The 1,419-nt window shown below is 67.9% G+C and carries 1 protein-coding gene and 1 pseudogene; both read right to left on the reverse strand.

Translation table 11 applies throughout. From position 1 onward, the window contains the following. Positions 1–131: pseudogene (locus tag IF89_RS44000) on the reverse strand (transposase); the annotation flags it as partial. An 82-nt stretch (positions 132–213) separates the two neighbouring features. Beyond that, positions 214–1,170 carry an IS30 family transposase gene (locus tag IF89_RS0135410; RefSeq protein ID WP_158718143.1) on the reverse strand — a complete coding sequence of 319 codons (957 nt, stop codon included), beginning with the start codon at positions 1,168–1,170 and terminating at the stop codon, positions 214–216. Positions 1,171–1,419: the final 249 nt, after the last annotated feature.

A 1,419-nucleotide genomic window follows, 5' to 3' on the forward strand; every position in this document is an offset into this window, starting at 1 on the left:
GCGCCCTCGCCTCCTTCGCCGCCGGCCCACAAGCCGAGGATGTCGCGGTGGCCCTCGGCCGTGACCGCGAGGGCCATATAGACCGGGCGGTTGGCGACTTGGCCCTCGCGGATCTTCACGTTGATGCAGTTGTCGTTGCTCCCGTAAGAATGACCCCCAGGTGCTCCTTGGGTTCTAAGGTGGATTCGCACGATCGTCGCAACGTTGCAGGTCTCATGCTGTCAGAGCGCCTGCGAATAGCTCGGCTGGGGTCCGCCATCCCAAGGTCTTGCGGGGCCGGTTGTTGAGGCTCGGCAGGTACTGGCGGAGCAGGCCGTTCGTGTTCTCGTTGGTGCCGCGTTGCCAGGGGCTGCCGCGGTGGGCGACGAAGACGCCGTCGCGGAACAGCGGCGCGAGGCGGTCGTGGCAGGCCATCTCGGCGCCCTGGTCCCAGGTCAATGTCATCCGTGCGGTGTCGGGGACGTCCTTCAGAGCCTCGGTGAGGCGCACGTGGACCTGGTCCGCGCCGTGGCCGTCGGGCAGGGCGACGAGGCGGACGAAGCGGGTGCGGCGGTCCACGAGCGTGGCGATGGCGGTGCGGTTTCTGCGGCCGGTGATCAGGTCGCCTTCCCAGTCGCCGGCACGTTCGCGGAGCTCGACGACGGAAGGCCGCTCGTCGATGAGTGTCGCCGGAACGGCAAACCGCGGAGCGCGTTGGTCGGCCTTGCGGCGCTGCTTGCGCAGCGGCCGGCCGGTGCGGAGCTTCTTGGTGAGTGTCCTGCTCAGGACGCCTTTCGCACCCTGATAGAGGGCACGGTAGATGGTCTCGTGGCACAGGTGCCGCTCGGGCCGGTCAGGCCACAGAGCGCGCAAGTGGGCGGCGATCTGCTCAGGGCTCCACTCCAGGTCGAGCCTGGCCTGGACCTCGGCGCGGAGCTCCTCGTCGAGCCTCAGCTTCGGTCTTCGCGGCCGTTCGGCCCGCTGTCTGGAGCGGTGGTGGGCGAGGTCGGCGTCGTAGAGGCCTTGGTCGTGTTCGAGCATGTTCCGGCGGAATTCGCGGCTGACGGTCGAGGGCGAGCGGTCGAGGCGTGCGGCGATCTCGCGTATGCCCAGACCGTGTTCGCGCAGGGTGGCGATGCGCTTGCGTTCCAGCAGCGACAGATAGCGGCCCGAGTGCACGGTCTCGGACACGCGCTCCGGCGGTAGGCCGCCGTTCTCCGACCGCCACCGGTAGCCGGTCTTCCGCCCGATCCCGAGCTGCCTACAGGCCTCGACTGTGCCCACCCCGGACTGCAGAAGGCGCCAGTACTCCGCCTCAACCTCGAGCCTGCGCTTACGACCCACCCTCGCCATCAACACACCCATCATGATCAAGGAGTGTTGCGACAAGCGTTAGAACCCAAGGAGCAGAGCGTGCTCAATTCTGCGGGAGCATTGACA

This window comes from Streptomyces sp. NRRL F-2664 (assembly GCF_000719345.1).
In the GTDB taxonomy this organism is placed as follows: domain Bacteria; phylum Actinomycetota; class Actinomycetes; order Streptomycetales; family Streptomycetaceae; genus Streptomyces.